The organism is Aeromicrobium sp. P5_D10, assembly GCF_054049535.1.
The window spans coordinates 1-26,652 of the sequence record NZ_JBFUME010000014.1 but is presented as its reverse complement, the minus strand read 5'-3'; the positions used below and the strand labels follow the sequence as shown (position 1 = coordinate 26,652).

The following is a 26,652-nucleotide window of genomic DNA, read 5'->3' as shown; positions in this document are numbered from 1 at the left end:
CACCCCTCCCACGAAAGCGAGTACCCATGACTGACGACACCGTGACCGAGCTGGCGGCAGGCTCCCGATCCAGGGCAGTCGCCGCGGGCATCGACGGCTACGAGTTCGACGAGGTGGTGGCTTCCATCGCCGCGATCGAGGAGTGGCCGCCGTCCTTCCGCCTGGCCGCCACGCGACACCTGACAGCAGGGCAAGCGGCCGAGGCGGCCGGTCGTCGCGAGACCGCGACGGAGAGGTATCGCGCTGCTGCGACGTGGTTCTACTTCGCGCAAGCGTGGCCCACGGCAGAAGCCCAGGGATATCTCGATGCTGCCGAGGCACAGTGGCGGGCTCTGGTGACTGCCGACGAAGGCGCCGTCAGGTTGCGGGGCGAGAACTTCAGAGGCGTGCTCCGGCGCCCGGTCGAGCCCGTCACCTCCGACATCCTCGCGGTGCTGGTCTCGGGTCTGGATGGTGCCAAGGAAGAGCAGCTGGCCGTCTCCGACGCCTTGCTCGCCAGGGGGGTGTCGACCCTCGCGATCGACGGACCGGCGCAGGGCGAGCTCACCACGGTCCTGCCGTTCCCGGAGCACTTCGCCGGTGTGGTGTCCGAAGCGCTCGACCGACTGCAGGACGTCGAGCCGAGCTGGCGTCCGTCGGCGATCGGCATCTGGGGCTCTAGCCTGGGTGGGCACTACACGATGGCGACCTTGGGGCGTGAGCCGAGACTTCGAGCGGGCGTCGTCGTGAGCGGGTTCGCGAAGGCGAGCTGGGACAGCATGGGCCCGTACGTCAGATCTCTGGCAGAGCTGCGCGCAGGTGGGGAGGAGGCAGCCCGCGACTTCGCCAACGGTCTTGACGCCGAGGATGACGTCAAGCGCATCACGGCTCCGGTCTTCATCGTCGACGGCGGCGAGGACCCACTGGTCAACGGCGACTTCACGGGTGCGTGGATGGCCGAGCAGATTCCCGACGCCACCCGCCGGTTGATCGAGCAGGGCGACCATAACGTCGCCAATGCCAGGTGGCTGTGGCTCACGGACGCCGCCGACTGGATGGCCGAGCAGCTGCGCGGATCCGTCCGATGACGGGTTGAGGCGGCACCCGCTGAGCCGAGACGACACCCCACCCACTACTGCGGTAGACGGAGAGAGCCCATCCCTCCGTCTACCGTGAGGAGCGTTCCGGTGGTCGAGCCGCTGAGCGGACTGGCCAGATAGACGATGGCCGCCGCGACCTCCTGCGGGGTCACGAGCCGGGCGAGGGGCTGGCGGGCTTTCAGAGCCGTCGCTGCGGCGTCGGGGTCGCTGGCCTGGTCGAGAAGCCGGGCCACCCAGGGGGTGTCGGCTGTGCCGGGCAGTACCGCATTGACCCGGATCCCTTCGTGCACGTGATCGGCCGCCATGGCCAATGTCAGGCTCGAGACGGCACCCTTGCTCGCGCTGTAGAGCGCGCGCTGTGGAACGCCTACCGCAGCCACGATCGATCCGGTGTTGACAACCGCCGCGTTGGTCGACTGCCGCAGATATTCCAGGGCGGCGGAGGTGACTCTGGCCAATCCGATCACGTTGACGTCGAGTACACGCTGCCACTCGGCGTCGTCGTTCTCCGCGATGTTTCCGGCAGCGCCGATCCCGGCGTTGTTGACCAGAACATCGAGACCGCCCAGTTCCTGGGCAGCTTCGGCGACAGCCGAATTGACGCGCGAACGATCCGAGATATCGCATTCGATCTCGACATGGCCGCTTCGTCCCGAATGGGCACGGTCGAGTATTGCGACAGTCGCGCCGCGGTCGCGCAGTACATCTGCGGTCGCGGCACCGATGCCGCTTGCGCCTCCCGTGACGAGGGCTGTCAATCCGGAGAAGTCGTTCATGGTGTGTCCTTTGGGCGGGTGGCGTGTTCGTAGAGCTCGAGCAGGTGGACGTAGGTCTGACCCGTGGCCCGGCTCATGCCGATCTCACAGGTCCGATTGGCTGAGGCGTAGGCATCGAATTCCCGCGATCTGATGGCTTCGGCCTGGGGCGCCGTCGCGGATCTGGTGAGTTCGGGGTGGAGCATGCCCCGGTCGCCGGCGAAGGCGCAACACGACCATTCGAATGGCACGAACACCGAGTCCGCGAGCGCTTCCGCGATCCGATTCAAGGAGTCGTTCAGGCCGAGGCGCGTGGACGAGCACGTCGGATGGAGGGCGAGTGAGGAGATACGCGATTTCACGTCGAGGCGCGGACGAATGTGGGTGTCGACGAAGGCGATCGCATCGACGACCGTCAACTGCTGTCCGTATGTCGTCGCGACGTCGTCGAACAACCGATCCAGTCCCTCGGTGCAGGACACCGAATCGCTCACGACAGGTAGTCGGCCGTGGTCGGTGGCCTCCCAGAGGACGGCGGCGTCCTTCTTGACCATCGCGTGGTATCCGTCGGTGAGCCCTTTGGATTTCCACGGCGTGCCGCAACACAACTCATTGATGCCTTCGGGAGTCCGCACGGACACTCCGGCCCTCTGACAGAGCTCGAGGAATGCGGAGGCAACTCCGCCGTTGTCCTCGGCGGGGGCGAACATGGCCCCCAGGCAGGACGGCATGAAGACCGCCTCCGGTGACGTGGCATCAACCGCTCGGCGAGGACTTCCTCCTGCAGGAAGGCTGACGTCCCAGAGCGGGATGGCATCGTCGCCGAGGACTGAACGAGCACCCCGGGACATCGTCGATGGGATCGACGGGTGGACCCGGTCCGCCGCAGTCAGCGCGCCGGCGGCCAACCGGGTCGTCCCCGACCAATGTTTCGCGGCCTGTGACCACGCTGTGTTCACGACCTTGCCGGAGGATTCGGCGCGAAGTCGTTTGACGAGCGCGCCGGTGTCGATGAGTACCGGGCACGCGGTCTGGCACATCCCGTCGGCGGCGCATGTTTCGAGGCCGTCGTATTCGTAGCTGCGCTCCAGCTCGGCGACCAGTGCGGAGTCTCCCTGGGCTTTCGCCCGTGCCAATTCGCGCCGCAGGACGATCCGTTGTCTAGGGGTCAGGGTCAGGTCTTTGCTCGGGCAGACAGGTTCGCAATATCCGCACTCGACACAGCGATCGGCTTCGGCCTCGATCGAGGGGGTCGATTTGAGGTTCTTGACGTGAGTCATGGGGTCGTCGGTGATGATGATTCCCGGATTGAGAGTCGCCCGGGGATCGCAGAGCTGCTTGACACGGACCATGGCGCGGTAGATCACAGGTCCGAACTGCCGTTCGACGTACGGCGCCATGATCCGTCCGGTGCCGTGTTCGGCCTTGAGCGTCCCACCCGCTCCAAGCACCAGGTCGACGAGTTCTTCTGTGAAGTCGACATAGTGGCGAAGTCTCTCGGCGTCGTCGAATCTCTCGTTGAGGAGGAAGTGGATATTCCCGTCCTTCGCGTGTCCGAAGATCACACTGTCGGTGTAGTCGTGCAGCCGGAAGAGCTCGTGGAGATCACGGCAGGTCTCTGCGAGTTGCGGAACCGGCACGGCGACATCCTCGAGAAGCGCCGTGGTGCCGGTCGGACGGTTGCCCGCCACGGTGGCGTACAGGCCCTTGCGAAGGTGCCACAACCCGGATCGGGTCGCTGCCTCGCTCGACATGTGGGCGGGGGACGACAGGGGGAGGGACGCCAGAAGTCCGGCGCTGGGTTCGGTCAACTCGCGCAGTTCCTCGGCGCTGGATGCCTGGTACTCGACGAGCAGAGCGGCGTGCCGATCGACGTCGATGCCGGCCAAGTAGTGACCGGCCGCAGGATCCTTCTTCGACACGATCAGTGAGGTGGCGTCGAGTAGTTCGATCGCGGTGGGATCCGTGGAGACGAGGGCGGGAAGCGCCTCGGTCGCGAATTGCAGGGTGTCGAATACGAGGAGACCGGTCGAAGCGTGACTGCCGACCGGGATCGTGGCGAACACCGCCTCGGCGACGAATGCCAGGGTGCCTTCTCCGCCGATGATGAGATGGGTGAGGATCTCGACCGGATCGTCGTGGTCGAGGAATGAATTGACCCCGTATCCCATGGTGTTCTTCATCGAGAACTGCTTGCCGATGGTCTCCACCGCGGCTGCGTCGGACCGCAGTTCGTCGCGGATCTGCAACAGTCCTTCGAACAGCTCGGGTTCTTGGGCGCGCAACTCAGAATTGGCGCTGCTTCGCGATGAATCGATCGTCGTCCCGCTCGGCAGGACGAATGTCATGGATCGCAGGGTCCGATAGGTGTTGAAGGCTGTGCCGCACGCCATGCCGCTGGAATTATTGGCGATGACTCCGCCGATCGTGCAGGCAGCCTCGCTGGCCGGGTCGGGGCCGAGCTTGCGACCGTAGGCGGCGAGGCGGGCGTTGACCTGTCGCACGGTGACGCCGGGTTGGACCCGAACGCTCATGCCGTCTGGAGCGACCTCGATCCTGCGGAACTGGGAGCGAGTGTCGACGAGGACTCCGGACGTGGATGCCTGGCCGCTGAGGCTCGTCCCCCCTGATCTGAAAGTCAGCGAGATCCCAGCATTTCCGCAGGCACGCATGATGGCGGCGACATGGCGATCGCTGCTCGCATCGACGACGGCGTCAGGCGTCAGAAGATAGTGCGATGCATCGTGCGCCATGGCGAGCCGGTCGGATGCGCCCGTGCGGAGCCCTTCGGTTCCTTCGAGAGCTCGAAGCGTTGCGGGAGTTGTTCCGCGATAGGCGACTGCAGACACAGCATCTTCCATTTCTTGAAACGATGATCTACTATTTGGAATATGACGGATACTACCTCGGCTGATGACTCCAGGGGAAGTGGTGAGGACCGCAAACTCGTCGGAGCCGACCGGACCCTTGCGGTGTTGTCGGAGTTGGCGTTACACCCCGAAGGTGTCCGGCTCGAAGAACTCGCCTCGGCGGTTGCCAGCCCGAAGCCGACGGTCCACCGGGCTTTGGTGGCGCTGCGCCGGGCGGGCTTCGCGGCCCAGGACGGTCACGGCCGGTACCTGTTGGGCAGCGAGTTCCTCCGCCTCGCATTCCTGAATCACGAAGGTCGTCCCGATCACGTCCGGATCTCCGGTGCGCTGAAGTCGCTGAGTGAGCAGTACGGGGAGACGATCCACTACACGGTGCTCGACGGCGACGCGGTGGTATATCGCGCCAAGGAGGATCCGCTCGTCGGCAGCGTCCGGCTCACCTCGGTCGTGGGCGGAAGGAATCCGGCGCACTGCACTGCGGCTGGCAAACTCCTCTTGTCGTTCCAATTGCCTGATCGTCAGGCCATCGAGGGCTGGATGCAGGGACGAAGTCTGGTGCGGCAAACTCCCGCATCGATGACGACCCTGGACGAATTGGACGAGGAATTCACGCGTATCCGGACGCAGGGATATGCGGTCGACGATCAGGAGAACGAACCGGGTATCAACTGCTTCGCAGTTCCGGCTTTTCTGGCCTCGGCAGATATGCCGACCGGTGCGGTCAGCGTCAGCGCCCTGGCCTATCGGACGCCGTTGGCGAAGTTGGTCGATGATCACGCCGCCATCGTCGAGTCGATTCAGGCGAGCCTGCGCGGGGACATGCCCCTGAACTGAGGTCTCTGCGACCTCGACCCTTCTGCGCGGCACGGCGTCGCGCTTTGACAACCAGTACTAGGAGAATCAGATGTTCCTGATGCGTATCGGCGATTTCGGCTCTGAGCGTCCCGTGGTCCGGCTGGACGAATCCAGCTACATCGATGTCTCCGACGTCGTCGACGACTACAACGAGAGCTTCTTCGCCGGCGGCATGGATCTGCTGCGAACCGTGGTGGCTGAGCGCACCCGTTCGGGCCAGATCAAGCAGTTCGCCGGAGAACGCATCGGAGCGCCGATCGCCCGGCCGCACCAGATCCTTTGCATCGGTCTCAACTACAGCGATCATGCAGCCGAAACCGGACAGCCGGTGCCCGATGAACCGATCATCTTCACCAAATCGCCCAATACATTGGTCGGACCGTTCGACGACGTCCGCATTCCTCGCAATTCGACCAAGACGGACTGGGAGATCGAGCTCGGCATCGTGATCGGGCGCAGGACGTCGTACCTCGATACGGTCGACGACGCCAAGGATGCGATCGCCGGCTACGTGGTCGTCAACGATGTCAGTGAGCGCGAGTTCCAGCTCGAGCGCGGTGGCCAGTGGTCGAAGGGCAAGTCGGCCGAGACCTTCAACCCCGCAGGACCGTGGCTCGCGACGCCCGACGAGATCGAGGATGTGCGCAACCTGGGTATGTGGCTGGATCTCAACGATGAGCGGCGCCAGGACGGAAGCACATCGACGATGATCTTCGACCCGTACGTCATAGTCCATCACCTCAGCCAGTTCATGGTTCTCGAGCCGGGCGATCTCATCAACACCGGCACGCCGCCCGGGGTCGGGATGGGCCAGGACCCGCAGGTGTGGCTTCGTCCCGGCGACGTGATGCGGTTGGGCATTGACGGGCTCGGGATCCAGGAGCAGACCGTGATCGGGGCACGGTAGACCGCGCATGGTCAGCTTCTTCACATTGTCGAATGGCCGGCACACCGCAGTCGTCTCGGACTTGGGAGCCAGTCTGCTGCAGATGCATGTGCCGGACAGGAGCGGGAATCTCGCCGATGTCGTGCTCGGACGGCCGGATGTGGCTCGGAATTCGGGAGACCCGGCATACATGGGCGTCACGGTTGGGCGATTCGCCGGCAGGATCCGGCGTGGTCGGTTCTGTCTCGACGGACAGGAGCATCACGTCACGATCAACGAGGGACTCAACCACATTCACGGAGGGGTGCGGGGATTCGACAAGCACATCTGGTCGGCCTCGGTGCACTCCGGGGAGGAGGCGGTCACCTTCAGCCGGGTCTCTCCGGACGGCGAGGAGGGATATCCGGGCCAGGTCGATGCCGCAGTGACGTATCGGCTCGTCGATGCGACTCTCGAGATCGAGATGTCTGCGACATGCGATCGACCCACGCCGGTGTCGATGATCAATCATTCGTACTGGAATCTGGCCGGTCACGATTCGGGCGACATGCTGGGCCATGAGCTCCAAGTGCTGGGCAGCCAGTATCTGCCGATGGACGACGAACTGATTCCTACCGGTGAGATCGTGCCTGTCCGGGGGACGGCTCTCGACTTCCTGACCCCGCGCGGAATCGGTGAACGTATGTCGGACCTGGGGACGGGCGGGTACGACCATCTGTGGGCTTTGGACGGTTCCGGATCGCGAATCGTGGCGCGCTTGACCGACCCGCGATCCGGTCGGCGTTTCGAGCTGGAGTCGAATCAGGCGGGAGCGTGCATCTACGCGGGTCGAATCCTCGAGGGTCTCACCGCGAAATCGGGAGCGCGGGCCTATTCCGCGTTCGCGGGTCTGGCGCTGGAGACCCAGGGATTGCCGAGTGACGTCGATGCCTGTCTGTCCGTCCTGCGGCCGGGGGATCGGTATGTGAACACCATGAGGTTCACGTTCTCGGCTGTGTAGTCACGCGTCGGGCTTCGACGCCGACAGTACGGCGGTAGCGGCGCATGCGAGTAGGCAGCGGACGGCGCGGCGAACCGCGGGGTTGCCCGCAAGACGTGCGATCCGTTCCATCGTCATGGCCTAGCGATCGCCGCCATGGCGGGAGATCGAGCTGTGGGAGGGCTTCGGCTTGTCGTCGTCTTCGAGTTCGGCGGCGATCGACACCGTGAGGCCGCCGAGCATGAAGCCGATCAGCGCGGCGGCGAGAGTCTTGGTGTTCACGAGGATCCTCCGTGGCTCTGGTGCTGGTGTCCGTCATGCCCGGTGTGCTCGTCTCCGTGCATGAACTGGTGGGTCAGGGCGTGTCCCTTGCCTTTGTCGATGAGGTACCGGTTGACCGGGAACGCGGCGATGAACGCGACGGTCAGGGCGAGCATCATGCTGAGCCAGAAGACCGGATTGACCAGACCGGCGTCCATGGCGCCGGGAATGACGGCCATGACGAGGTTGTCCACGAGCTCCATGACGGCGATGGAGAGAGTGTCGGCGGCGAAGACGATGCTGAGGGCGGCGAAGAAGCCCAGCCCAGCCTGGATCAACGGGAGGGTCGACAGCGCATAGCCGAACAAGAACGCCAGCCCGACCGCGAGTGCGATGGTCGCGATCGCGCTGAGGCCCAAAGCGGTGCCGATCATCAGGCCGAGGATCTCACCGATCGCACAGCCCGTGAGGCAATGCAACGTGGCGTTGGCGGCCATGCTGTTGCGGGGGTTCATGTGAGTCCTTCCTCGGATACCCCCTGACGGTATCTACTTGATCATCGAAGATCAACCGTCCCCGGGTTTGAATACCATGGGGGGGTATAGTATGGTGATCGACAAGAACAAGAAGCTCAATACCGGCGGGGGGTACCATGAAGGTTGATTGTCCAATTGAGAGCCTGAAAGGCATCGCGATGACCGAGACCCAGCCCCCCGTCGACCAGCAGCCGGAACACCAGCACAGCTATATCGCCAACAACACCAAGGGTGACTACCTCAAGCGGCTGCGTCGCATCGAAGGTCAGGCCCGCGGACTCCAGCGGATGGTCGAAGAAGAGCAGTACTGCATCGACATCCTCACCCAGGTGTCGGCGATGACCAAGGCGCTCCAGTCGGTCGCATTGGGTCTTCTCGACGAGCACATGGCCCATTGCGTCGTCAACGCCGCTCGCGAGAACCCGCACGAAGCCGAGATCAAACTCAAAGAAGCCTCCGACGCGATCGCCCGTCTCGTCCGGTCCTGACGACACAGACCCTGCACATCAGCAGATATACGAAAAGGAATGAGAACCATGAGCCAGACCAGCACCTACACAGTCACCGGTATGACGTGCGGCCACTGCGTCTCCTCGGTCACCGAGGAGGTCCAGGAGATTCCTGGAGTCGAATCGGTCGACGTGGTTCTCGAGACCGGTGCCGTGACGATCACCAGTGCGGCCCCGATCGATGACACCGCGGTAAAGACGGCGGTCGAAGAGGCCGGGTATCAACTCGCATGAATACCGCAACCAAGGTCGGCGGCTTCGCTGCAGGATTGGCAGCGGTGTTCGGTCTGACAGTCGGTGCAGGTAGTGCCTTCGGGCCCGATGCCGATCCGAAGCCGGCCGGTCACGGTGCACACGCCGACAACAAGACCGACGCCGAGAAGCCGACAGCGGCGCCGGCCGCGGACGTTCCAGGGGGCCTGATGGTGTCCCAGGGCGGGTACACCCTGGGCCTCGCGCAGGCCGAGATGGCTCCAGCTGACGACGCGACGGTGAAGTTCACGATCGCCGGCCCAGACGGCAAGGCGGTCACGGCGTACGACGTCGAGCACGAGAAGAAGCTGCACCTGATCGCGGTGCGGCGCGATTTCTCCGGCTTCCAGCACGTCCACCCCGAACTGGCCCCTGACGGCACATGGACCACCAAGCTGGATCTGACCGCCGGCCAATGGCGTCTGTTCGCCGACTTCAAGACGACAGGAGCCGAAGCACTCACTTTGGGCGCCGATCTGGCGGTCGCGGGATCGTACGAACCCGCCGAACCGTCTGCTCAGACCCGAACTGCCGAAGTCGACGGTTACACCGTCCGGCTCGACGGCGATCTGTCGGCCGGCGCCGACGCGAAGCTGACGCTCGCGGTCGAACGTGACGGCAAGCCGATCACCGATCTCGAGCCCTACCTCGGTGCCTACGGTCACCTGGTCGCCCTCCGCGCAGGAGACCTGGCCTATCTCCACGTCCATCCAGACGGCGCGCCCGGCGACGGCAAGACGAAGCCGGGACCCGATGTGGTGTTCTATGCCGCGGTTCCGAGCTCCGGGACGTACCACCTCTACCTGGACTTCAAGCACCAGGGAGTCGTGCGGACCGCGGCCTTCGCGGTGAGTACGTCCGGAACCGCTGCTGCGGCGCCGCCGCAGGACAGCGGTGAGTCCGACGACGGCCACACCGCCCACTAACACCCTCCCAGTCACACCCTCGAAGGAGGAACAGATGAGCACCACCAGCACTCCCGCCGTCACCGACGCCATCGAACTCAAGATCAGCGGTATGACCTGCGCGTCGTGCGCCAACCGCATCGAGCGCAAGCTCAACAAGCTCGACGGCGTCACCGCGACGGTCAACTATTCGACCGAGAAGGCCAAGGTGACCTTCGCGGAAGGAGTGCTGCCCGCAGACCTGGTGGCGACGGTGGAGTCGGCCGGTTACGGTGCGGCGTTGCCTCAGCCGAAGGGCGAGGACGTCGCGGAAGAAGACCCTGACGGCGACGATCCCACGCGATCGCTGCGCCAACGGCTCCTGGTCTCGGCCCTCCTCTCGGTGCCGGTCATCGCGATGGCGATGATCCCTGCGCTGCAGTTCGAGTTCTGGCAGTGGCTTTCACTGACCCTCGCGGCACCGGTTGTCGTCTGGGGCGCCTGGCCGTTCCACCGGGCGGCGTGGGTCAACCTGCGCCACGGCACGTCCACGATGGACACCCTGATCTCCGTCGGAACGATCGCCGCACTGGGCTGGTCGATCTACGCGCTCTTCTGGGGCACGGCGGGCACGCCGGGTATGACGCACCCGTTCGAGCTGAGCGTCGAGCGCACTGACGGCGCCGGAAATATCTACCTCGAAGCCGCTGCGGGCGTGACGACCTTCATCCTCGCCGGTCGCTACTTCGAAGCGCGCTCCAAGCGCCGCGCCGGTGCTGCCTTGCGGGCGCTTCTGGAGCTGGGCGCCAAAGAGGTCGCCGTTCTTCGCGACGGTCCTGACGGTCCGTTCGAGGAGCGCATTCCCACTGAGCAGCTGACGGTGGACATGAAGTTCATCGTCCGTCCCGGTGAGAAGATCGCGACCGACGGAATCATCGAGGAGGGCTCTTCCGCGGTAGATGCCTCGATGCTCACAGGTGAGTCGGTGCCGGTCGAAGTCAGTCCAGGCGATGCGGTCGTCGGCGCCACGGTCAACGCCGGCGGACGTCTGGTCATCCGCGCCACTCGGGTCGGCGGCGACACCCAGCTCGCCCAGATGGCTCGGCTGGTCGAGGATGCCCAGAACGGCAAGGCGCAGGTACAGCGACTGGCCGATCGAGTATCGGGAATCTTCGTCCCGATCGTGATCGCTCTGGCAATCGGCACTCTCGGCTTCTGGATCGGCAGCGGTGCCAGCCTCGCTACAGCTTTCACCGCGGCTGTGGCCGTGCTGATCATCGCTTGCCCGTGCGCGCTGGGTCTGGCCACGCCGACTGCTTTGATGGTCGGCACCGGCCGCGGCGCCCAGTTGGGCATTCTGATCAAGGGCCCCGAGGTGCTTGAATCCACCCGCAAGGTCGACACGATCGTCCTCGACAAGACCGGAACCGTCACGACGGGTCAGATGACTCTGATAGACGTATTCGTCGCTCCCGGTGAGGACGCCGATCAGGTGCTCCGGCTGGCAGGCGCCTTGGAGGACGCTTCCGAGCACCCCATCGCCCAGGCGATTGCGAACGGTGCGCGTGAGCGGGTCGGCACTCTTCCCACGGTCGAGGATTTCGCCAACGTCGAAGGTCTCGGCGTGCAGGGCATGATCAACGACGTCGACGACACGCACGCTGTCCTGGTCGGACGGCCGCAGTTGCTCGCCGATTGGTCCCAGCACCTGCCTCCTGAGCTGGAAGAGGCGATGACCTCGGCGCAGGGCAAGGGTGGGACCGCAGTGGCGGTCGGCTGGGACGGCGCTGCTCGCGGCGTGGTCGTCGTGGCCGATGCGGTCAAGCCGACTTCTGAGGAGGCGATTGCCCAGTTCCGCAATCTGGGTCTGCGCCCGATCCTGCTGACCGGTGACAATGCGATCGTCGCCCGCACGGTGGCCGCCCAGGTGGGCATCGCGCCGGATGACGTGATCGCCGACGTGCTGCCGTCCGACAAGGTCGACGTCGTCAAGCGTCTGCAGTCCGAAGGGCGCGTCGTGGCGATGGTCGGCGACGGCGTCAACGATGCGGCCGCACTGGCCCAGGCCGATCTCGGCCTGGCGATGGGAACCGGAACCGACGTCGCGATCGAAGCCAGCGATCTGACGCTCGTGCGTGGCGACCTGCGTGTCGCGGCCGACGCGATCCGGCTGTCGCGGCGCACATTGGGCACGATCAAGGGCAATCTGTTCTGGGCCTTCGCCTACAACGTTGCCGCCCTGCCGCTTGCGGCCGCAGGTCTGCTCAATCCGATGTTGGCCGGAGCAGCAATGGCCTTCTCGTCGGTTTTCGTGGTCAGCAACAGCTTGCGGCTGCGCGGTTTCAAGCCGCTGACGTCGGATCGCGACGCCTGATGAATCGGTTCGCGCTGTTGACTCCGCAGACTGCTGTCGGTGCTGCCCGTGACCTGCTCGGAGAGTTGGTCGAGCGTCACGGGCAGGTGGGGGACATGGTTCGGGCCATGGCCAACTCCCCGGCAGTGCTGGGCGGGTACTTGGCGCTCAGCAAGTCCATGAAGCGGGCCAAGCTGGACCGCGCGATCAGCGAGCGGATCTCGATCGCGGTCCAGGTCGAACAAGGCTGCCGGACGTGCCTCGACTCCCACGTCTCCGCCGCCCGGGCCCTCGGCCTCGACGATGTCGAGATAGACCTGGCGCGGCGGGGGACGTCGGGCGATCCGGTCATCGCCCCCATGGTGGCTTACGGACTGCAGGTCTACGTCGAGCCGACGGCGATCAGCGCCGAACAGATCGACGAACTGCGGGGATTGGGCTACAGCGATCGCGCCATCGCCGATGTGGTCGGCGTGGTGGCGCTCAACGTCCTGACCGGGGCGTTCAATCTGGTCGCGGGTCTGCAACCAGCCTGAACTCGGTCACTGCGCGTTGAGAGCCGGACCACGGCGGTCCCAGGAGTTCATGACGATCAGGGTCTTGGTCCCGGTGATCTTGCCCGAACGTCGCATTGCGTTGACGACGCGTTGCAGATGGTCGACGTCGGTGACCAGGATCCTGACCACGGCGTCGGGATCGCCGGCGATGGTGTAGAAGCCCTGTACCTCCGGGACGTCGCGGACGATATCGCTGAGCTCGGCGGTGTCGGTTGCGCCGGTCAATCTGATCTCGGTGAATGCTTCGAGCTGGCCCGCTCGTCGCCGGTCGACGACGGCGACGTATCCCTGGATGATCCCGTCGCGTTCGAGTCGGTCGATCCTTCGGGCGACCGGGGCCGCCGACAAGTTGACCTGTCGTGCGATGTCACTGACGGGGGTCCGTGCATTCGTCTCGAGGATCGTCAGGATCTTGCTGTCTACCGCATCCACGTCGCCCCCATCGCTATGTAACAAACTTTGCTCTATTAAGCATGATTATGTCGCAAATCGGGGGCTTTGTTGCCGGTAACCGTCCAAAGACGCACGTATCCCGCATGGATATATCGCTGGGCAGTCCCGCGTGACAGGGTGCGGAGCGGGTGATCCCCGCCAGTAGAGGCAATGCCCTGATCCGGGCCGTCCTTCGTTGTGTCGATGCACACGCCACTGCCGAATCGGCCGCGTGGTGCGTCGTCCCCGTGTACGCCGGCCCTCAAGGATCATCATGACCCAGTCCCTCCCGTCCATTCACGCGTCCGGCTCCGCTCAGGATCTCGACGTGCTCCGGACCATCGCCGAACGGGTGCGGTGGATCTCGGCATCGATCGTCGATGCCGCCAACCGGGGGCGGCCCAATGAGTCGGGGGTCAAGGTCGGTGGTCATCAGGCGTCGAGCGCGTCGATGGTCGACATCATGGTGTCGCTGTGGTTCTCCGAGCTGACATCGCTCGACCGGGTCTCGGTCAAACCGCACGCCTCACCCGTTCTCCATGCGGTCAACTACTTGTTGGGCGATCTGGACGAGAAGTATCTGACGACGTTGCGCTCCAAGGGTGGACTGCAGTCGTATCCGAGCCGGCTCAAAGATCCCGACACCGTGGACTTCTCGACCGGATCGGTAGGCATCGGTGCGACGGCTGCTCTGTGGGCCGCGATATCGCACAGGTACGTCAGCTCGCATTTCGCCACGGCACCGGCCGCGGGCCGCTTCGTGAGCCTGCTGGGTGACGCGGAACTCGACGAGGGTGCGATCTGGGAGGCCGTGGCCGATCCGTCGGTCGCCAAACTCGGTGAGCTGTTGTGGATCGTCGACCTCAACAGGCAGTCGCTGGACCGGGTCGTGCCCGATGTCCAGATACATCGCTTGATGGGGATGTTCGAGGCGGCCGGTTGGCAGGTCGTCACGCTCAAGTGGGGTCGCGCGATCGCGGAACTCTTCGGTCGACCCGGCGGCGATGAGCTCCGCAAGCGCCTCGAGGACATGCCGAATGAGGAGTACCAGCGGCTGCTGCGTGTGGATCCTACGGAGATTGCCGATCGTATCGTCGGCGATCGCGGGACCGCCGAGCTGCGCGCGCTGCTGGCGTCTCTGACGGTGGCTGAGCTCGCGCATGCCGTGCGGGATCTCGGTGGGCATGACATCGGACTGCTGCTCGACACCTACCGGGCCATCGACCGGACGCGTCCCACGGTGATCTTCGCGTACACCGTCAAGGGTCGGGGGCTGCCGACGGAGGGGCATCCCAACAATCATTCGGCGCTCTTGACGGGCGACCAGATGCTGGAGCTGGCCCGCGGCTGCGGCACAGATCCCGACGATCCGTGGGCCACGTTCCCGGTCGGATCGGCCGCTGCGGGACTGTGCGAGGCGCGCAGCGAGATCATGGCGCGCCCGCCGATCGTGCCCCAGCCGACCGGAAACGTCCCGGTGCGACTGGCACGCTCGCACAAGGCGCCGATTTCGACCCAGGCTTCGCTCGGTCGGTTGCTCGTGGATCTGAAGCGAGCTGCTCCCGAGATCGCCGGCCGAATCGTGACTTGCAGTCCCGATGTCGCATCCTCGACCAACCTCGGGGGATGGATCAACAAGACGGGTGTCTGGTCCGTCGAGGACCGGCTCGACTGGTTCGCCGACGATGCCGAGCGGGTCCTCAAGTGGTCCGAGGTCACCAACGGCCAGCACATCGAGCTCGGTATCGCCGAGGTCAACCTCGTTTGCCTGCTGGGTGAGCTGGGAGCCACCTGGTCGCGGTGGGGAGAACGACTCATCCCGATCGCCACGCTGTACGACCCGTTCATCCCCAGAGCGCTGGAGCCGTGGTCGTACGGGATCTACTCGGGTGGTCAGTCGATCATCATCGGAACGCCGTCCGGTGTGACATTGGCTCCCGAAGGTGGTGCGCACCAGTCGATCACGACTCCGTCGATCGGACTCGAACAGCCTCAGTGCATCGCCTGGGAGCCCGCGTTCGCCCAGGATCTGGAGTGGTGCATGCTCTCCGCGATGAGCAAGGTCGGCATCGAGGGGGGTACGTCGTCGTACTTCCGGCTTTCGACCCGACCGATAGATCAGGGACTTGCCGCACTGCCCGACGACGAGCTGCTGCTGGAACGTCGGCGCCAGCAGGCTATAGCCGGCGGTTACCGCCTGACACAGCACGATCCGGCCACCGAGCAGGTCACTTTGGTGGGCGTCGGCGCGATGATGCCCGAGGTCATCGCTGCGGCCGAGGCGCTGGACGAGTTGGGTGTCACGGCCGGAGTGGTCTGCTTGACGAGCCCTGATCTGGTGTTCCGCTCGTTCAATCAGCGCGGGACGGTCGGGGCCGCACGCGGTGACGACATCATCAGCGTGCTGTTCCCAGATGCGTCCGCAGCACCACTCGTGACGGTCATGGACGGCCATCCCCACACGTTGTCGTTCTTGGCCGGCGCCCGCGGAGACGGGATCCGGTGCCTGGGCGTCAGTGACTTCGGTCAGTCCAGTGACCTGGCCGATGCCTACGCGCTGCACGGTATCGACACCGGTTCGATCGTCGCCGCCGCGCTGACACTCCTCGGTCGCTGAACCTAGGAATTGTTCGCGATCGTGCCTCGCACCTCGATCGCATCGAGCATCAGGTTGAGCGCGGCATCGAAGACGTCCTCGCTGCGCACCTGGGCCAGGTTCGCGCTGATAGCGTGGATCTGCGGGACGTCGGTGGGGTCGGCCGCTCCGGCGACGCGCTACCGCTGACCTCGACGGGCAAGATCATGAGGCGCAAGCTGATCGACGGATTCGGCGTCTGACCCACGTATCGGCGCGCAACTGGGACATCTGCCGTAGAGTGCGGGCGCATCGGTTCGTCAGTGCCATCGGGATTCGGAGGTCAGTTGTGCGTCGCCCCAGCAACGCTGAGCAGCGGTTCTACGATGCCGCGATGGAGATCCTGGCCCAAGACGGCGTCGGTGCGCTGAAGCTCAAGGCGGTCTGCCAGCACCTCGACCTGTCGACGGGATCGTTCTATTTCTCGTTTGCCAGCTGGAGTGAATTCACCGATCAACTGCTCGAGAACTGGTACCGGGAGCGCACCGGGCGCTTGGCCGACGCGGCACGGTCATCCGATGATCCCTCGGAACGGGTGGAGAATCTCCTGCAGGTGGGCCTGAGCCTGCAGCACTCTGCGGAGGCATCGATCCGGGTGTGGGCCGGGATCAGCCCGCACGTCGCCGATGTCCAGCGGCGGGTCGACGACGAGGCACTGGCCCTGGTCACCGAAGCGCTCGCGCAACTGGTCGGCGATGTGGCCGAGGCCGAGGTGCTCGCGCATGCGGCGATCTATGCCGTGATCGGGTACGAGGCCCACAGTTCCCGCAATGAGATCGCGCTGGAGTTCGTGCTTCGCGAGATCCAGCAGCGCGTCCAGCGCACGGCGGACGAGCGACGGACCGCCGGGCTGTAGCTGCCAGGCCGTCCCTGAGGACGGACTGCGGTTCGGGGTTGACTCGCGCTATAACTGTAATTACAGTTACAGCGATCAGTGACCGAGGCCACACTCCCAATTAGGCCTCGGAGCGAGGGGACGTTGTGCTGCGCGCACATGACTTCAACACGTCTGGGCCGTCGTCATGACCGCCTCGACGCAGCTTCCGGCTGGGCTCAACACCGAGACCGCCAAGATCGCCAAGCGGGCCGCCAAAGCCAATCCGCTGATGGTGGGCACGGCAGCAGTGGGTGAGTTCTACCTGTTCTGCCTCACGGTGCTGCGCACGATGCTCACGACGCGTTTCCGCTTCCGCGAGTTCGTGTCGCAGGCCTGGTTCATCGCGACGGTGTCGATCGCTCCGGCGGTCATGATGTCGATCCCGTTCTGCGTCGTGATCATCTTCCAGGTCAACCAGCTGCTGATCCAGATCGGCGCCGTCGACTTGTCGGGAGCTGCTGCGGCGGTGGCGGTGGTGCGTGAGATCGGGCCGATCGTGAGCGTCCTGGTCGTCGCCGGTGCCGGAGCGACCGCGGTGTGCGCCGATCTCGGATCGCGCAAGATCCGCGAAGAGATCGACGCGATGGTCACGTTGGGGATCAACCCCATCGAGCGTCTGGTCGTGCCGAGAGTCGTCGCGTCGATGGTCATCGCGATCGCCCTCAACGGACTCGTGTCGACAGTCGGGCTGCTCGGCGGCTACTTCTTCTCGGTCGTGCTGCAAGGCGCCACCCCCGGCCTGTTCATCTCTGATATGACGCTGGTGGTCGGCGTTGCCGACTTCATCTCCGCGGAGATCAAAGCTGCGGTGTTCGGTCTTCTGGCGGGTCTGACGGCCTGCTACCTGGGCCTCAATGCCAAAGGCGGACCCAAGGGCGTGGGGGAGGCGGTCAATCAGACCGTCGTGTTCTCCTTCATGCTCCTGTTCGCCGCCAACAGCGTCATCACCACGATCTTCCTCAATCTGAAGGGTGCCAACTGATGAGTGGCGACAAGTCGGGTAGCGGCACCTCGGTGCTCCGCTTCGTGGCAGCACCTGCCAAGCAGGTGGCGACAATGGGCGAGCAGCTGGCATTCCATGCCTCGGCCTATCGCCGCATCCCCAAGGCGATGGTCGACTACCGCAAAGAAGTCGTCCGGCTGCTGGCCGAGGTCAGCCTCGGGTCTGGCGCGCTGGCGCTGATCGGCGGAACAGTTCTGGTGGTCGGATTCCTGACCGCCGCCGCCGGAATCGAAGTCGGATTGCAGGCCTACACGACATTCGGCAAGATCGGCGTCTCGTCGCTCTCGGGATTCTTCTCCGCATACTTCAACACCCGCGAAGTCGCCCCGATCATCGCGGGTATCGCGTTGACGTCGACCGTCGGTGCGGGCTTCACCGCACAGCTCGGCGCGATGCGAGTCGGTGAGGAGATCGACGCGCTGGAGGTCATGGCGGTTCCGTCGGTCACGTACCTGGTCTCCACGCGTATCGTCGCGGGCCTGCTGGCCGTGATCCCGCTGTTCGCCGTCGCGGTGTTCATGACGTTCCTGGCCACCAAGCTCGTCGTCACGGTGGGCTACGGGCAGGCTACGGGGACGTACGACCACTACTTCCAGACGTTCTTGATTCCCGGCGACATCTTCTTGGCGATGCTCAAGACCCTGATCATGGCCATGGTCATCACGTCGGTGTGCTGCTATCACGGGTACCGGGCTTCGGGCGGACCCGCCGGTGTGGGTAGGGCCGTCGGCGTGGCGGTGCGAACGACCCTGGTCGCCATCATGCTCGTGGATCTGGCGTTCGGGCTTGCTTTCTGGGGTGGACCGTCGGTCCACATCACGGGGTGATCGGCATGTTCCGCAAAGAGTTCTCCTACGGTGTGGTGTTCATCGCCCTACTGGGCATGGTCGGGGTTCTGGTGTTCTTGATGTTCACCGGCTCATTCGCCTCGACAGTTCCGGTCACAGTCAATTCCGAACGTGCCGGCCTGACGATGGAGCGCGGCGCGGTCGTCAAGTTCCGCGGTGTCGAGGTCGGCAAGGTCACCGATGTGGTCTCCACGCCGGAGGGAGCCAGGCTCGATCTTCTGATCGCCAAGGGCAAGGTCAAGGATGTGCCGTCCGACGTGACGGCCCAGATCGTTCCGCCGACGGCATTCGGCGCCAAGTACGTCCAACTGACCTCACTCGGCAATGACACTTCGCATCATCTGGCCGCGGGCGATGTGATCACCGCCGATCGCGTCACGGTGGAGGTCAACGAAGCCTTCTCCCACCTTGTCGAGGTGCTCGAGGCGGCCCGTCCGAGCGAGGTCAACAACGCCATCACGGCATTGGCGACCGCGCTCGACACCCGCGGCGACAAGCTCGGTGAGACGGTCGAACAGGTCGACGACTATCTGACCGAATTCAACGATTCGCTGCCCGATCTCGACCAGGATCTCAAGCAGGTCCGATCGGTCGTGTCGACCTACGATCGGGCGCTGCCCGCGATCTTGGAGATCGCCCGCAACACCACGGTGTCGAGTCGAACGCTGGCTGAGCAGCGTTCGAATCTCGACAATCTCCTGGAGCGCGCGCAGACCCTGTCGAGCACGTCGGATCAGCTTCTCACCGAGATAACTCCCGATCTCACCTCGACGATCGCTCTGCTCGATCCGGTCACCCGCACGCTGGCCAGATACTCGCCGGAACTGCCCTGCCTGATCTCAGGCCTGGCCAAGACCAACAAGCAGGCCGAAGCTGCGGTCGGAGGTACGAATCCGGGAATCACGACGACGACGCGAGTGCAGCCGGGCGACCGGGCCTATTCGGCCCCGGAGAATCTGCCGCTGGTCGGCGACACCCGCGGGCCGGCGTGCTATGGACTGCCGCAGATCACCAAGGCCGATGCCACAGCGCCCATGCCAACGTTTGTGACCGGCGCGAATCCCTATGCGGGCGGGCCGAAGACCGCGCCCGAAGATCTCGCCACGACGCTGTTCGGCCTGCTGGCCGGGGTGGTGAACCTCGGATGAGTGCGGTGCGCAAACGAGAACGATCCGAACTCGTCAAATTGGCGATCTTCGCTGCTGTCTCAGCAGTTCTGGCCGGATATCTGGTCGTGCTGACCGGCGACATCCATGCCGGAACGCGGACGACGTACAAAGCCCAGTTCGCCAACGTCTCGGGATTGAAGGTGGGCAATCAGGTTCGGGTGGCCAGCGTTGCCGTCGGCAAAGTGTCCAAGATCGACGTCCAACAGGACGCCTCGGTCACCGTCACGTTCGATGTCGACGAGAATGTGCGGATCGGTGGGTCGACAACCGCGACCGTGCGGTACCGGAATCTGATCGGCGACCGGTTCCTCGAACTCGATCGTGCTGAGTCGAATGACCGCAAGCTTTCCGTCGGAGCGACGATTCCGTCATCGCAGACGGACGCGGCCCTCGACCTCGACACCTTGCTCAACGGCTTCAAGCCGCTGTTCGTCGGACTCAACGCCGAGCAGGTCAACCAGCTGTCGGATCAACTTGTCCAGGTCCTGCAAGGCCAGAGCGGAGCCGTGAAGTCACTGCTGTCGACCGTCGCATCGCTGACCGGCACGATCGGTGCGCGCGAAGAGCTCGTCACCCAGGTCATCAAGAATCTCGACACCGTGCTCGGAGTCGTCGACGGTCGCAAGGACGACCTCGGCGCCATCATCGACGGGCTCAGCTCGCTCGTCGTGGGCTTGGAGAAACAGGACACCGAGTTGCTCGACGCAGCCGGACGCATCACCGACTTCGCTGACGACACCTCGGTGCTGTTGAGCCGTTCACGAGCGGACATCACCGGCAACCTGAAGTCGCTGGCGGCCGCCGCGAAGGGTCTCAACAGTCAGGCAGACACGCTGGAGACGGTTCTGAAGAAGCTGCCTGAGCACTATCAGGCCATCGGACAGACCAGCTCGTACGGCAACTTCTTCAATTTCTTCCTGTGCGGCGTGCGGGTCAAGCTCAGCGACGGCTCCAGCCCGTTGCAGACGCCCTGGATCAACAGCGATCAGGCGAGGTGCAAGCGATGAGAATCCGAGGCAAGGGCATGCCGCCCCAATTGGCAGGGATCGTCGGCACCGCCGTGATCGTGCTGGTCGTGCTGCTCGCGACCCAGTTCAACCGGCTGCCGCTGGTCAAGGAGGGCTATGTCGTCCGGGCCGAGTTCGCAGAAGTCGGTGGGCTGAAGGTCAACGACGAAGTCATCGTCTCTGGCGCGAATGTGGGAACTGTCGACGCGGTCGACCTGGATCGCGGCAAGGTCATGGTCGATCTGCGGGTCAAGGATCGTTCGGTCCGGGTCGGCACGGCCACCGATGCCCGTATCGTCACCACGACGCTGCTGGGCCATGCGGCGGTCGAGCTGGTCCCCAACGGTCGGGGGCAGCTCAAGGACGGCGCGCGGATCCCGGTGGATCGCACCTCCTCGCCATACGACATCACCAGCGCTCTGTCGGACCTGACGACCGAGATCAGCGATATCGACGGGGCGAAGCTCGCCGGCGCACTGACGACGGTCTCCGAGACCTTCACCGACACGCCCGAGGACGTACGCAAGGCGCTCGCGGGCGTCGACCAGGTCGCCGACACGATCGCCGACAACGACGCGGCACTGGCAAGCCTTCTGGGCAGTGCCGCCGACGTCTCGGGGGTGCTCGCCGATCGGGATGCGCAGATCACCAAGCTCCTCGGATCGGGTCGAGGTCTGCTGGAGGAACTCGACTCCCGTCAGGACGTCATCGTCAGTCTGCTGGCGAGCACGACCGAACTCACCCGGCAGTTGAAGCTGCTGGTCGCGGAGAACAAGACCCACTTGAAGCCGGCACTCGAGGAGCTGACAACTGTGGTCGATGTCCTCAACGACAACAAGGTCAACCTGGAAAAGGCCATGGTGGGCGTTCGCAACTACGCGATCGGCTTCGGTGAAGCCATCTCTTCAGGCCCCTTCTTCGATGCCTACATCCAAAATCTCACGGCGCCGGCCTCACTGGTGCCCGTCCTGTCAGGAATCCTCAAATGAGCACGGCGACGCGGACCCTTGGTTCCTTGAGCAGATATATCGTGATCGGCGTTGTGGTGACGCTGGTGGCCGCACTGCTGCTGTTCCGGCCCACGAGCGGAACCCGCATCACGGCGTACTTCACCTCGTCCACGGGGCTGTACGTGGGCGACCAGGTCAGAGTCCTGGGCGTCAAGGTCGGCACCGTGACGTCGATCGAACCGCAGGCCGATCGGGTCAAGGTGGAGATGCGGATCGACGGCGAGCCGGTGCCCGAATCGGTACGGGCCGCGATCGTCTCGCCGAGCCTGGTCAGCGGAAGGTTCATCCAACTCGCACCGGCCTATGTCAAGGGGCCACAGCTCGCCGACGGCGGCGTCATCGACGTCGAGGACACGACGATTCCCGTCTCGTTCGATCAGGTCAAGAAGGAACTGACCGAGCTGTCGACCGCATTGGGGCCCAATGGACCGACGTCGAGCAGGGGTGCGCTGGCCGATGTCATCACGACGCTCGACGCGAATCTCGACGGTTCGGCGGCCAAGGACCTGCGTTCGAGTCTGACGTCGATGCGGCGCGCCGCCGACAGTCTCTCGTCGAGTCGCGGAGACCTGTTCGGCACGGTCGCGAGCCTGGACTCGTTCACCAAGAGTCTTGTGCGAAATGACTCAGACGTCCGAGGTTTCACGACAGCGCTGGCGAGCGTCTCGGAGGTTCTCGATACGAATCGGACCCAGTTGACCGCGACTATCGCCGGCCTGGATTCCGCGCTGCGTCAGGTATCTGAATTCACCGAGGACAATCGCTCCACGATCGACACGAGCCTGACATCGGTCAACGAACTGGCCGGAACCCTGGCCGACAAATCCAACACCTTGGCCTCACTGCTGCACATCGCACCGCACTCCCTGACAGGTCTGTACAACCTGATCGAAGACCAGGCTCTGACAGGGCGGGTCGCGCTGGGCAACCTCGACAGCGTCTCCGAGCTCGTGTGCGGCGCGGTGCTGGGTGCCGGCGGAACTGCTGGTCAGTGCGCGGACGCCATCGGACCGCTCCTGGACCTCTTGGGTCTGAGCGCGGTTCCGGGGTCAGCGGCCGACAAGGCAGCCAAGGCAGCCAAGGCAGCCAAGGCAGCCAAGGCCGGAGCGAATCGATGAAGCGGTCACTGCTGGTCGCGTTCATGATCGTGTCGGCGACGGTCGGCGGCTGCTCATTGCACCCCAATGACAACACCCTGCCGGGCCAGGCGGGCGTCGGATCGGACGGATACACCACGACCGTGACGTTCGACCGGGTCGAGAATCTCGTGCCCAACTCGACGGTCCAGAGGCAGAATGTGGTGATCGGCACCGTGGCCAAGATCAAGGTTGTCGATTGGCAGGCGCAGGTGACCTTGCGACTGCTGAAGTCGGTCAAGCTGCCCGCGAACTCCACGTTCTCGATCGGGCAGAAGACTCTGCTCGGAGCGCAGTACGTCCAAGTGGATGAACCGGCCAAGCCCAAGGGACAGCTCAAGCACGGCTCGACGGTCGGCGTCGCCAACACGGGTGCCTATCCGGCGACCGAGCAGGTGCTGGCGTCGGCGTCGCTCCTGCTCAACAACGGCGGATTGTCGCAGCTCACGACCATCACCGGCGAGCTCAACGAGACCCTCGACGGGCGGGTGCCCGACACCCGTGACGTCATCAAGCGACTCGATGCCCTGCTCGGAACCCTCGACAGCAACAAGACAGAACTCGTCGGGACGCTAGAGGCGCTCAACCGGCTCTCGGGCAAGGCTGCGGAACAGAAGAAGACCGTCGCGACCGCGCTGGAGACCCTGGCGCCCGGGATCGACACGCTCACCGACAAACGACGCAAATTGGTTGCGACAGCCACCGCGCTGGGGGAGACAAGTGTGACGGCAAGTGCCCTCGTGGCTGCCAATCAGCGAGCACTGCTGGCCAATCTCGGTGCGCTGAGACCGATCCTCGGGGCATTGGACGGGGTCGCCGACCAGGTTCCCGATGCCCTCAAGCTCGGACTCTCGATTCCCTTCCCGATCATGACGACCGGCGATGCGGTCAAGGGCGACTACGCGAATCTGTTCGCGACGATCGATCTGTCACCGGAGGCCCTCGCGAACAGCTTCCTCAAACTCGGCTTGGAAGGACCGGGTCTACTGGACCCGCTCGGCTCATTGCTGGCACCTGGGCCATCAGTTGGTCCGGCCAAGCCCGGCGCTCCCAAGCCCAGCTCGGGTGCACCGGCCGGTGGCGCAGGCGCGACACCTGCCCCGCCTGCGGCGAGTGTCTCGCCGGGAACGTCCGAGGGAGTCGAACCGGGCTCTTCCTGCGGACTGCTCGGGCTGCTGGGGTTGTGCCGATGACGCGCCTCGTGAGGATCCAGCTGGCGATCTTCGCCGTGATCACGGTCGTGTCGTTGACCTTCACGTCGATCCGCTATGCCGATGTGCCGCGTCTGGTCGGCTTCGGCGGCTACGAGATCGCGGCCGACTTCAAGGACGTCAGCGGCCTGTACCCGGGTGCGATCGTGACGTATCGAGGCGTCGACGTCGGTGAGGTCGACAAGATCGAGCTGGTCGGTGACGGGGCGAAGGTGCACTTGCGCATCACGAAGGGCGTCGACATCCCTGCTGATGCGCTCGCCGAGCTGCACAGCACATCGGCGATCGGTGAGCAGTACGTCGATCTCGTGCCCACGTCGAGGTCGGCACCTCCATTGGCCGCGGACGCCGTCATCGCACGCGCCGCGACACGGGAGATGCCGCAGATCGGGCCGGTGCTCGAGAGCCTGGACGGACTGCTCGGCTCCGTGCCGACCGAGGCGACGTCAGATCTGCTGGGACATGTGGAGACCGGACTCGGCGGCGCCGCGGACGATCTCGGGGGCGTTATCGACGACACGACCTTGCTGGTGGCCGAGGCCAGCCGGAATCTGAAGGAGACCGAGGGGCTCGTCGGGGCCCTGGATCCGTTGCTGGACACCCAGAACGACCTCGCGCAGAGCACCTTGGGATACGCCGACGCGCTCGAGAGTCTGACCGGCGAGCTGTCGGACAAGGATCCGCAGCTGCGCTCGCTGCTGAAGACGAGCGGCCGGTCGATCGGTACGATCCAGAAACTCGTCGACGACGTCAGTCCGACGCTTCCGCTGCTGCTGGCCGATCTGACCACCAGTTCGCAGGTCGTCAACACCTATCTGCCGAATGTCGAACAGACGCTGGTGATCTATCCCGCGCTGGTTTCCCGGCTCCAAAGCACCCTGCTCGGACGGGAAGCTTCCGGAGACGTCCGTCTCGATCTCAAAGTCACGGTCAACGACCCGCCATCGTGCATCAAGGGCTACATCCCGCCGTCGGAACGCAGGAGTCCCGCCGCGACGGAGGACCGTGAATTCAACGGTGCCGCGCATTGCGAGATGCCGGCAGGTGCCAAGGAAGGCGTGCGCGGGCTCCGCAACCTGCCGTGCGTCAACGATCCTGGCCGGCGTTCTGCGACGCCGATCGGCTGTGGGTTGGCGTTCCCGGGCCGGGACGGCGAAGGGCTGCAGGCCGCCGCGGCCGAGGTGTCACGCACGCATGGCGGACGGGGCGCGAAGTCCGGCAGCGGTTCCCCAGCGGTCAACGACCTGGTACCCCAAGGCGAGTCGGACGGTTGGAAACGGTTGTGGACCGATCAGGTCGCGGCGTCTGGAGGAGGCAGCAGATGAAGTTCTCTTCACCGCGGGTGAGGCTCGTGCTGATCGGAGTCGGACTGGTCGTGGCCGCGGTGTTCGCCGTCGATCGCGTCGTCGCCTTGCGTGATGCGGGCAGTATGGCCGCTGATCGCCGCGAGGTCGTCGACGTGGCCAGCGCTCAGGTCTTGGGTCTGACGACAGTCAGCGCCAAGACGTCGGCGCAGGAGATCGACGCCCTGGCGGCGCGTGCCACGGCGGGTTTCCGCACCGAGCTGCGTGACCAGGCCCAGGCCTTTCGCTCCGCATTGAAGGAGTCGAAGGTTTCCTCTACCGGCACCGTGGCGTCGGCCGGTGTCGTGTCGCTGACCGACAGTCGAGCCGAGGTACTGGTCGCCGCGACGAGTCAGGTCAAGAACGTCAAGATGAAGCAGGCCGAACCACGGCAGTACCGCATGCGGATCGAGCTCGCGAAGAGCAAGGGACAGTGGCTCGTGTCAGGACTGGAGTTCGTGGCATGAACCGGCGGATCAAGCCTTGGATCGCGGGCGCCGTCGTGCTGGCTTTGTTCCTCGTCGCCGATATCGTGCTGGCCGTCACGGCACATCGGGCCGGCGGCGACGATGAGGCCGCCGTGGCAGCGCTTGCCAGCGCCGAAGCGAGGGTGCCGGCCATGCTGACCTACGACCACGCCTCGTTGGAGCAGGACCTGATCGTGGCCGATGCCAACACGACCGGCGCGTTCGGGCGCGAGTTCTCGGTGCTGCTGCGCGATGTCGTGGCTCCCAGAGCGCGTAAGAACAAGGTCAGCACCGAGGCGTCAGTAGCGGCGGCATCGGTCGTGAGTCGGACTGATCGTTCGGTCGTCCTGCTGATGTTCCTGACCCAGGCGACAACCTCCGGCAAGGATGCGACACCGGTCCTGACCGGCAGCCGGGTCGAAGTCACCATGAACCGCACTGACGCGGGCTGGTTCGTAGCCGGCCTCGAGCCGGTCTGAGATGAGGAGAACTCGTGGGTGTTGAAGTCAGGGTTGAGGGGTTGACGAAGAAGTTCGGTAGTTCGTTGATCTGGAAGGACGTGTCGCTGACGCTTCCGGCTGGTGAGATTTCGGTGATGTTGGGTCCGTCGGGCACGGGTAAGTCGGTGTTCTTGAAGACGTTGATCGGGTTGCTGAAGCCCAATGAGGGCCATGTCTTCATCGAGGGTGTTGATATCGCGAACTGCAAGGAGAAAGAGCTTTACGAGATCCGCAAACT

27 protein-coding genes are annotated in these 26,652 nt (G+C 64.7%); 22 read left to right on the top strand and 5 right to left on the bottom strand.

The window, feature by feature from the left end; translation table 11 throughout:
• The first annotated feature begins 26 nt into the window (after positions 1-26).
• Entirely contained in the window at positions 27-1,067 is a 1,041-nt protein-coding gene (locus ACXJKC_RS20780) for an alpha/beta hydrolase family protein (protein ID WP_456698664.1), read from the top strand.
• 44 nt (positions 1,068-1,111) lie between these two features.
• Here ACXJKC_RS20780 and ACXJKC_RS20775 read toward each other — a convergent pair whose 3' ends face one another.
• Complete coding sequence (locus ACXJKC_RS20775; RefSeq protein WP_456698663.1) at positions 1,112-1,855, bottom strand: SDR family NAD(P)-dependent oxidoreductase; 744 nt, start codon at positions 1,853-1,855, stop codon at positions 1,112-1,114.
• Positions 1,852-4,683 carry an FAD-binding and (Fe-S)-binding domain-containing protein gene (locus tag ACXJKC_RS20770; protein WP_456698662.1) on the bottom strand — a complete coding sequence of 944 codons (2,832 nt, stop codon included), beginning with the start codon at positions 4,681-4,683 and terminating at the stop codon, positions 1,852-1,854. The genes ACXJKC_RS20775 and ACXJKC_RS20770 overlap by 4 nt, the downstream gene beginning before the upstream one ends.
• 42 nt (positions 4,684-4,725) lie before the next feature.
• Here ACXJKC_RS20770 and ACXJKC_RS20765 point away from each other — a divergent pair, with 42 nt between their 5' ends.
• The 3 genes from ACXJKC_RS20765 (at position 4,726) to ACXJKC_RS20755 (ending at position 7,445) form a co-directional block, all read left to right on the top strand.
• Complete coding sequence (locus tag ACXJKC_RS20765; RefSeq protein WP_456698661.1) at positions 4,726-5,538, top strand: IclR family transcriptional regulator; 813 nt, start codon at positions 4,726-4,728, stop codon at positions 5,536-5,538.
• A 70-nt stretch (positions 5,539-5,608) separates the two neighbouring features.
• Complete coding sequence (locus ACXJKC_RS20760; protein WP_456698660.1) at positions 5,609-6,466, top strand: fumarylacetoacetate hydrolase family protein; 858 nt, start codon at positions 5,609-5,611, stop codon at positions 6,464-6,466.
• 7 nt (positions 6,467-6,473) lie between these two features.
• Positions 6,474-7,445 (top strand): aldose epimerase family protein, encoded by a 972-nt coding sequence (locus ACXJKC_RS20755; RefSeq protein ID WP_456698659.1) that lies wholly within the window; start codon positions 6,474-6,476, stop codon positions 7,443-7,445.
• A 120-nt stretch (positions 7,446-7,565) separates the two neighbouring features.
• Here ACXJKC_RS20755 and ACXJKC_RS20750 read toward each other — a convergent pair whose 3' ends face one another.
• Both ACXJKC_RS20750 and ACXJKC_RS20745 read right to left on the bottom strand, forming a co-directional pair.
• Positions 7,566-7,706, bottom strand: coding sequence for a hypothetical protein (locus ACXJKC_RS20750; protein ID WP_456698658.1), 141 nt, complete (start codon positions 7,704-7,706; stop codon positions 7,566-7,568).
• Positions 7,703-8,200, bottom strand: a complete 498-nt coding sequence (locus ACXJKC_RS20745; RefSeq protein ID WP_456698657.1) for a DUF4396 domain-containing protein — start codon at positions 8,198-8,200, stop codon at positions 7,703-7,705. Before ACXJKC_RS20745 ends, ACXJKC_RS20750 begins: the two co-directional genes overlap by 4 nt.
• Before the next feature lie 179 nt (positions 8,201-8,379).
• On the opposite strand from ACXJKC_RS20745, the gene ACXJKC_RS20740 reads away from it, so the two are divergent.
• The 5 genes from ACXJKC_RS20740 to ACXJKC_RS20720 are packed head-to-tail and all read left to right on the top strand — an operon-like array spanning position 8,380 to position 12,755.
• Positions 8,380-8,709 carry a metal-sensitive transcriptional regulator gene (locus ACXJKC_RS20740; protein WP_456698656.1) on the top strand — a complete coding sequence of 110 codons (330 nt, stop codon included), beginning with the start codon at positions 8,380-8,382 and terminating at the stop codon, positions 8,707-8,709.
• A gap of 48 nt (positions 8,710-8,757) precedes the next feature.
• Positions 8,758-8,964: a heavy-metal-associated domain-containing protein gene (locus ACXJKC_RS20735; RefSeq protein WP_456698655.1), complete on the top strand. Its 207-nt coding sequence runs from the start codon at positions 8,758-8,760 to the stop codon at positions 8,962-8,964.
• Entirely contained in the window at positions 8,961-9,908 is a 948-nt protein-coding gene (locus ACXJKC_RS20730; protein WP_456698654.1) for a hypothetical protein, read from the top strand. The genes ACXJKC_RS20735 and ACXJKC_RS20730 overlap by 4 nt, the downstream gene beginning before the upstream one ends.
• Positions 9,909-9,942: 34 nt before the next feature.
• Positions 9,943-12,240, top strand: a complete 2,298-nt coding sequence (locus ACXJKC_RS20725) for a heavy metal translocating P-type ATPase (protein WP_456698653.1) — start codon at positions 9,943-9,945, stop codon at positions 12,238-12,240.
• A complete protein-coding gene (locus ACXJKC_RS20720) occupies positions 12,240-12,755 on the top strand; it encodes a carboxymuconolactone decarboxylase family protein (protein ID WP_456698652.1) in 516 nt (171 codons plus the stop codon). Before ACXJKC_RS20725 ends, ACXJKC_RS20720 begins: the two co-directional genes overlap by 1 nt.
• A gap of 6 nt (positions 12,756-12,761) precedes the next feature.
• Here ACXJKC_RS20720 and ACXJKC_RS20715 read toward each other — a convergent pair whose 3' ends face one another.
• Positions 12,762-13,208 (bottom strand): Lrp/AsnC family transcriptional regulator, encoded by a 447-nt coding sequence (locus tag ACXJKC_RS20715; protein WP_456698651.1) that lies wholly within the window; start codon positions 13,206-13,208, stop codon positions 12,762-12,764.
• 274 nt (positions 13,209-13,482) lie between these two features.
• Here ACXJKC_RS20715 and ACXJKC_RS20710 point away from each other — a divergent pair, with 274 nt between their 5' ends.
• The 13 genes from ACXJKC_RS20710 to ACXJKC_RS20650 form a co-directional block, all read left to right on the top strand.
• Positions 13,483-15,825, top strand: a complete 2,343-nt coding sequence (locus ACXJKC_RS20710; RefSeq protein WP_456698650.1) for a transketolase-like TK C-terminal-containing protein — start codon at positions 13,483-13,485, stop codon at positions 15,823-15,825.
• Positions 15,826-16,132: 307 nt separating this feature from the next.
• Positions 16,133-16,699 (top strand): TetR/AcrR family transcriptional regulator, encoded by a 567-nt coding sequence (locus ACXJKC_RS20705; protein ID WP_456698649.1) that lies wholly within the window; start codon positions 16,133-16,135, stop codon positions 16,697-16,699.
• A 166-nt stretch (positions 16,700-16,865) separates the two neighbouring features.
• Positions 16,866-17,702, top strand: coding sequence for an MlaE family ABC transporter permease (locus tag ACXJKC_RS20700; RefSeq protein WP_456698648.1), 837 nt, complete (start codon positions 16,866-16,868; stop codon positions 17,700-17,702).
• Entirely contained in the window at positions 17,702-18,550 is an 849-nt protein-coding gene (locus ACXJKC_RS20695; RefSeq protein WP_456698647.1) for an MlaE family ABC transporter permease, read from the top strand. The genes ACXJKC_RS20700 and ACXJKC_RS20695 overlap by 1 nt, the downstream gene beginning before the upstream one ends.
• Positions 18,551-18,555: 5 nt before the next feature.
• The gene (locus ACXJKC_RS20690) at positions 18,556-19,719 is read left to right on the top strand and encodes an MCE family protein (protein WP_456698646.1); all 1,164 of its coding nucleotides are present in this window, start codon (positions 18,556-18,558) and stop codon (positions 19,717-19,719) included.
• 5 nt (positions 19,720-19,724) lie between these two features.
• Positions 19,725-20,747 (top strand): MCE family protein, encoded by a 1,023-nt coding sequence (locus ACXJKC_RS20685; RefSeq protein ID WP_456698645.1) that lies wholly within the window; start codon positions 19,725-19,727, stop codon positions 20,745-20,747.
• A complete protein-coding gene (locus ACXJKC_RS20680; RefSeq protein WP_456698644.1) occupies positions 20,744-21,736 on the top strand; it encodes an MCE family protein in 993 nt (330 codons plus the stop codon). The genes ACXJKC_RS20685 and ACXJKC_RS20680 overlap by 4 nt, the downstream gene beginning before the upstream one ends.
• Positions 21,733-22,875, top strand: a complete 1,143-nt coding sequence (locus tag ACXJKC_RS20675; protein ID WP_456698643.1) for an MCE family protein — start codon at positions 21,733-21,735, stop codon at positions 22,873-22,875. The genes ACXJKC_RS20680 and ACXJKC_RS20675 overlap by 4 nt, the downstream gene beginning before the upstream one ends.
• The gene (locus ACXJKC_RS20670) at positions 22,872-24,086 is read left to right on the top strand and encodes an MCE family protein (RefSeq protein ID WP_456698642.1); all 1,215 of its coding nucleotides are present in this window, start codon (positions 22,872-22,874) and stop codon (positions 24,084-24,086) included. Before ACXJKC_RS20675 ends, ACXJKC_RS20670 begins: the two co-directional genes overlap by 4 nt.
• Complete coding sequence (locus ACXJKC_RS20665; RefSeq protein WP_456698641.1) at positions 24,083-25,429, top strand: MCE family protein; 1,347 nt, start codon at positions 24,083-24,085, stop codon at positions 25,427-25,429. The genes ACXJKC_RS20670 and ACXJKC_RS20665 overlap by 4 nt, the downstream gene beginning before the upstream one ends.
• Positions 25,426-25,914: a hypothetical protein gene (locus ACXJKC_RS20660; RefSeq protein WP_456698640.1), complete on the top strand. Its 489-nt coding sequence runs from the start codon at positions 25,426-25,428 to the stop codon at positions 25,912-25,914. The genes ACXJKC_RS20665 and ACXJKC_RS20660 overlap by 4 nt, the downstream gene beginning before the upstream one ends.
• Positions 25,911-26,393, top strand: coding sequence for a hypothetical protein (locus ACXJKC_RS20655; protein ID WP_456698639.1), 483 nt, complete (start codon positions 25,911-25,913; stop codon positions 26,391-26,393). The genes ACXJKC_RS20660 and ACXJKC_RS20655 overlap by 4 nt, the downstream gene beginning before the upstream one ends.
• A gap of 14 nt (positions 26,394-26,407) precedes the next feature.
• On the top strand, positions 26,408-26,652 hold a 245-nt coding region (locus ACXJKC_RS20650; RefSeq protein WP_456698638.1), incomplete at its 3' end, for an ATP-binding cassette domain-containing protein.

What these genes read in the sequence shown, in the direction of transcription:
- ACXJKC_RS20655 (WP_456698639.1), top strand. Translation starts at nt 25,911, where the DNA reads ATGAACCGGCGGATCAAGCCTTGGATCGCGGGCGCCGTCGTGCTGGCT.
- ACXJKC_RS20735 (WP_456698655.1), top strand. Translation starts at nt 8,758, where the DNA reads ATGAGCCAGACCAGCACCTACACAGTCACCGGTATGACGTGCGGCCAC.
- ACXJKC_RS20700 (WP_456698648.1), top strand. Translation starts at nt 16,866, where the DNA reads ATGACCGCCTCGACGCAGCTTCCGGCTGGGCTCAACACCGAGACCGCC.
- ACXJKC_RS20725 (WP_456698653.1), top strand. Translation starts at nt 9,943, where the DNA reads ATGAGCACCACCAGCACTCCCGCCGTCACCGACGCCATCGAACTCAAG.
- ACXJKC_RS20775 (WP_456698663.1), bottom strand. Translation starts at nt 1,855, where the DNA reads ATGAACGACTTCTCCGGATTGACAGCCCTCGTCACGGGAGGCGCAAGC.
- ACXJKC_RS20780 (WP_456698664.1), top strand. Translation starts at nt 27, where the DNA reads ATGACTGACGACACCGTGACCGAGCTGGCGGCAGGCTCCCGATCCAGG.
- ACXJKC_RS20675 (WP_456698643.1), top strand. Translation starts at nt 21,733, where the DNA reads ATGAGCACGGCGACGCGGACCCTTGGTTCCTTGAGCAGATATATCGTG.
- ACXJKC_RS20670 (WP_456698642.1), top strand. Translation starts at nt 22,872, where the DNA reads ATGAAGCGGTCACTGCTGGTCGCGTTCATGATCGTGTCGGCGACGGTC.
- ACXJKC_RS20730 (WP_456698654.1), top strand. Translation starts at nt 8,961, where the DNA reads ATGAATACCGCAACCAAGGTCGGCGGCTTCGCTGCAGGATTGGCAGCG.
- ACXJKC_RS20690 (WP_456698646.1), top strand. Translation starts at nt 18,556, where the DNA reads ATGTTCCGCAAAGAGTTCTCCTACGGTGTGGTGTTCATCGCCCTACTG.
- ACXJKC_RS20680 (WP_456698644.1), top strand. Translation starts at nt 20,744, where the DNA reads ATGAGAATCCGAGGCAAGGGCATGCCGCCCCAATTGGCAGGGATCGTC.
- ACXJKC_RS20695 (WP_456698647.1), top strand. Translation starts at nt 17,702, where the DNA reads ATGAGTGGCGACAAGTCGGGTAGCGGCACCTCGGTGCTCCGCTTCGTG.
- ACXJKC_RS20720 (WP_456698652.1), top strand. Translation starts at nt 12,240, where the DNA reads ATGAATCGGTTCGCGCTGTTGACTCCGCAGACTGCTGTCGGTGCTGCC.
- ACXJKC_RS20760 (WP_456698660.1), top strand. Translation starts at nt 5,609, where the DNA reads ATGTTCCTGATGCGTATCGGCGATTTCGGCTCTGAGCGTCCCGTGGTC.
- ACXJKC_RS20765 (WP_456698661.1), top strand. Translation starts at nt 4,726, where the DNA reads ATGACGGATACTACCTCGGCTGATGACTCCAGGGGAAGTGGTGAGGAC.
- ACXJKC_RS20745 (WP_456698657.1), bottom strand. Translation starts at nt 8,200, where the DNA reads ATGAACCCCCGCAACAGCATGGCCGCCAACGCCACGTTGCATTGCCTC.
- ACXJKC_RS20710 (WP_456698650.1), top strand. Translation starts at nt 13,483, where the DNA reads ATGACCCAGTCCCTCCCGTCCATTCACGCGTCCGGCTCCGCTCAGGAT.
- ACXJKC_RS20665 (WP_456698641.1), top strand. Translation starts at nt 24,083, where the DNA reads ATGACGCGCCTCGTGAGGATCCAGCTGGCGATCTTCGCCGTGATCACG.
- ACXJKC_RS20755 (WP_456698659.1), top strand. Translation starts at nt 6,474, where the DNA reads ATGGTCAGCTTCTTCACATTGTCGAATGGCCGGCACACCGCAGTCGTC.
- ACXJKC_RS20740 (WP_456698656.1), top strand. Translation starts at nt 8,380, where the DNA reads ATGACCGAGACCCAGCCCCCCGTCGACCAGCAGCCGGAACACCAGCAC.
- ACXJKC_RS20660 (WP_456698640.1), top strand. Translation starts at nt 25,426, where the DNA reads ATGAAGTTCTCTTCACCGCGGGTGAGGCTCGTGCTGATCGGAGTCGGA.